This window comes from Mesorhizobium sp. M7A.F.Ca.US.006.04.2.1 (assembly GCF_004022915.1).
Taxonomy (GTDB): Bacteria; Pseudomonadota; Alphaproteobacteria; order Rhizobiales; family Rhizobiaceae; genus Mesorhizobium; species Mesorhizobium ciceri.
The window spans coordinates 1-3,693 of sequence record NZ_RZQA01000664.1 but is presented as its reverse complement, the minus strand read 5'-3'; the positions used below and the strand labels follow the sequence as shown (position 1 = coordinate 3,693).

Here is a 3,693-nt window from a genome sequence, read left to right as displayed (position 1 = left end):
CCTTCACGTCGCCGTTCGCCACGATCGTCACATTGGCCGTCGCCGACAGCGTCTCAACGTCGATGTCACGGCGAACGGCGCGATCGACGCGAGCAGCGGGATTGTCGCAGGGACTGTCGGTACAGGTTCGGTGACCGTGAAGGCGGTTGGTCCGATCACCGCGACGACTGGTCGAGGTATCGACGCTGAAAGCTCGGCCGGCAATGTCGCGGTGATAACGGGTGCTGTGAACGCAACTGCGGCTACGGCGATCTTCGTGCTCCAGGATAATGTGGTCGGCGCTGGCACGATCAATGTGACGACGAATGGCAATGTCTCGGGTACGACAGGTATCCAGGCAACCAATCTTGGCACGGGCGCGATCACGGTGATCGCCAATGGCGCGGTGACCGGAACGTCGGCCGAGGGCATCGTCGCGACGGGCAACGGCGTAGTGGATGTGCAAGTCGCCGGCACGGTGACGGGCGCGACGCGTGGCCTGACTTTGACTGGTGGGACGGGCGCCATCAACGTCGCCTCGTCGGGCGCGATCCGTAGTCTTTCCGGACTGTCCAGCGATGCGGCGATCGAGACCAATGCCGCGACGATGGCGCTCACAAACGCCGGTTCGATCGTCGGTACAGCGCAGTTTGCCGGCGGCGCGACACTGTTCGCCAACGACGGGAACTGGAACGGCGCCGGTGGAACCAGTGATTTCGGCGGTGGCGCCAGCAGGCTGGTCAACGACGGGACCGCCGTCGGTGGAAACTCCGCCGGCGTCGCGGAGACGACGCAATGGACCAATCTGTTTCAGTTCACCAATCAAGGCACCTTGACAATGGCCGACGCTGGCGCCGGCGATGTGATCCGGCAAACCGGCGGCAATACCGCTTTCGCGACTGGCAGCATCATGGCGATCGGAATCAACACGGCAGGCCAGGCCGACAGGTTCAGCACCTCCGGCACCGCGACGATCTCTGGCGCGACGCTGACCGTGAACGCCGCGGGCGGCATTGCGGTGCCGGGCACCCGCTATACGGTGTTGACCGCCGATGCCGGGCTGACCGGGCAGTTCGCTGCCTTGACTGGAGTTGTCAACACCGCCTTCCTCAGGCTTGCCGATACCTATGACACCAACAACGCCTATCTCGACATCCTGAAATACCGCAACTTCACCGACGCAGCCTTGACCCGCAATCAGATCGCAACCGCTGGGGGGCTCGAGAGCCTGCCGACATCCGGATCCCTGTACAACGTCATCCTCAACCTCGCGACCGACGTGCAGGCACGTGATGCCTTCGACCAGCTCTCGGGCGAGGTGTATCCCTCGGCGCAGACTTCCCTCATCGAAGATAGCCGTCTTCTGCGCGACGCGGCGACGAACCGCATCCGGGCCGCTTTCGGTATCGTCGGTGCATCGGCCGCTCCGGTCATGGCCTACGCCGATCAGACCTATGGCGGTGCTGCGGGCGCCTATGTCTCGCTCGATCCCAATACGACCGCTGCAGTGGCGTTGGACACCGATCGCTTCGCCCTCTGGAGTCAGGGCTTTGGTTCATGGGGCCATACTGGCAGCGACGGCAATGCTGCCCGCGTTGACCGCTCGACTGGCGGTTTCCTGGCTGGCGGTGACGCCGCCATTTTCGACACCTGGCGATTGGGTATCATGGCGGGATACAGCCGCACCAACCTCGATGTGAAAGACCGCGCCTCGTCGGGCTCGAGCGACAACTATCATCTCGGCCTCTATGGCGGCACCACTTGGGATGTTGGGGGCGGCACGCTCGGCTTGCGCACCGGTACATCCTATACTTGGCACGACATCGCGACGAGCCGCTCCGTCACTTTCCCCGGTTTCAATGACAGCCTCAAGGCAGATTATCGCGCCGGAACGGCGCAGGTGTTCGGCGAACTGGGCTATGGTATCCATGCTGGAAATTTAGGCTTTGAGCCCTTCGCCAATCTCGCCTATGTGAACCTCCGGACTGACGGCTTCACCGAGACAGGCGGCGCGGCGACGCTGACAAGCGCTTCGGCAATCACCGATGCGACCTTCACCACGCTCGGCCTACATGCCTCAGGCGAGTTCACCGTCGGCGAGATGGCGGCGACGGTTCGCGGCACGCTCGGCTGGCGGCATGCCTTTGGCGAGACCGTACCGCTGTCGCGCTTCGCATTCGCCGGCGGCGCACCATTCACCGTCGCGGGCGTGCCGATCGCCAAGGACGGGCTGATACTCGATGTCGGGTTCGACATCGCCATCGCACACAATGCCACGCTCGGCCTCACCTATGGGGGACAATTCGGCAGTCGCGCCGCAGACCAGAGCGTGAAAGCCAATCTCGCGGTCAGGTTCTAGTTGGGGATGGGCCACGCGCCGCAGGACGAGCCCGCATTCGCGTCTCCTCGTCCGCCCGCGTTCCATTCACAATCCGCGTTTGCCGCCGCCACTCGCGCAAAAGGCAGAGCCTTTAGCCTTTGGAAAGGGAGATGTGGTTCCTCTCAGAGGCGCGGACTGCGCGCTGAGGCGAATCGATGGATATCTTTGGCATCAAGGCACTTCTGATCTGCGCCCTGATCTTCATTCCGTTCGAACATCTGTTCGCCGAGCGGCCGCAGAAGATCTTTCGCAAGGGCTTCGCTGTCGATCTGATTTATCTGCTGTTCAACGGCTTCATCATAAAGCTGGCCATCGTCATGATGGCGGCAGGCGCGCTCGGTGCCGCTGCACTCCTGGTCCCGCAAGCGATAACGCATGCCGTCAGCGGCCAGCCCGTCTGGCTGCAGGTTGCCGAAATCATCGTGATCACCGATGTCGGCGTCTACTGGACACATCGGGCCTTTCACAAAATCCCGGCGCTTTGGAAGTTCCATGCCGTTCACCACGGCATTGAAGAACTCGACTGGCTCGGGGCCTTCCACAATCATCCCGTCGACGCCATCGTCACAAAGGCAATATCGCTGACGCCGATCTTTTTCCTCGGCTTCTCGGAAGCGTCGATCGCCGTCTTTTCGACTCTCTACCTTGGACATACGCTGCTTGTGCATTCAAACGTGCGGATTCCGTTCGGCCCCTTGAAGTGGCTGATCGCCAGCCCGCAGTTCCATCGCTGGCACCATGCCAACCAGCGCGAAGCCTATGACAAGAACTTCGCCGGGCAGTTGCCTTTCCTCGACGTGCTGTTCGGCACCTACAATCCCACCGGCGACAAGGTGCCGGACAAGTACGGCGTCGACGATCCGATCCCTTCCACCTATTTCGGCCAGATCGGCTATCCGCTCCTGCGCCGCAGGAAGCTGCCGAACCGGGCGGTGCCGAACGCCGAAGCCTGACGGCTGGCCCGGCGTTGCGGTATCCACACCGGTCCCCTTTCGAGCCGCAGAACGCCGAACCACCGGAAGGCTTTTCGTCTCGAATCGGCTAAACCTTGCGCCATGAACGAGACCTCACTCTATGCGCCGGTGAAGCGGTTCCTCGAAAGCCTCGACTTTGTCGTCAAAGGCGAGATCGACGGCTGCGATGTTGTTGCGTTGCGCGAGGGGGAGCCGCCGGTTGTCGTCATCTGCGAGTTGAAGCTGCAGTTCAATCTCGAACTGGTGCTGCAAGGTGTCGATCGTGCGGCGGCCTGCGACGAGGTGTGGCTGGCCGCGCGCATGTCGGCTCGCGGCAAGGGACGCGAAAGCGATGCCAGGTTCCGCAATCTCTGCCGCCGG

Annotated in this window: 2 protein-coding genes and 1 pseudogene; all 3 read left to right on the top strand. The window is 62.6% G+C overall.

All coding sequences use genetic code 11. The features are described 5' to 3' along the window. On the top strand, positions 1-2,338 hold a 2,338-nt coding region (locus EN925_RS27615; protein ID WP_128337064.1), incomplete at its 5' end, for an autotransporter domain-containing protein. Positions 2,339-2,514: 176 nt separating this feature from the next. Beyond that, a complete protein-coding gene (locus EN925_RS27610; RefSeq protein WP_063168009.1) occupies positions 2,515-3,312 on the top strand; it encodes a sterol desaturase family protein in 798 nt (265 codons plus the stop codon). A 102-nt stretch (positions 3,313-3,414) separates the two neighbouring features. Then, positions 3,415-3,693, top strand: a pseudogene (locus EN925_RS27605) (hypothetical protein); the annotation flags it as partial.

Coding starts and splice junctions, on each gene's coding strand:
- EN925_RS27610 (WP_063168009.1), top strand. CDS start 2,515: ATGGATATCTTTGGCATCAAGGCACTTCTGATCTGCGCCCTGATCTTC.